The 246-nt window shown below is 68.7% G+C and carries 1 protein-coding gene; it reads right to left on the bottom strand.

Annotated features, from left to right (window positions below):
* Positions 1-19 precede the first annotated feature (19 nt).
* The coding region (locus A6V29_RS06810) for a hypothetical protein (protein ID WP_137159606.1) at positions 20-246 on the bottom strand (227 nt) is incomplete at its 5' end.

Below are 246 nucleotides of genomic sequence, written 5' to 3' on the forward strand. Positions count from 1 at the left end.
AAAGCGTGCTTGTGGCCCTTCAGGCGGCGGGGAGCTCGCGCAGCCGCTGGCTGATCACCCCGGTGATGCCGTCGCCGCGCATGCTCACGCCGTAGAGCGCGTCGGCGATCTCCATCGTCCGCTTCTGGTGGGTGATGACGATCAGCTGCGAGGTCGAGCGGAGCTGCTCGACCAGGGTGAGCAGCCGGCCGAGGTTGACGTCGTCCAGCGCCGCCTCGACCTCGTCGAGCACGTAGAACGGCGACG

It is taken from the genome of Blastococcus sp. CCUG 61487 (genome assembly GCF_005222955.1).
Taxonomy (GTDB): domain Bacteria; phylum Actinomycetota; class Actinomycetes; order Mycobacteriales; family Geodermatophilaceae; genus Blastococcus.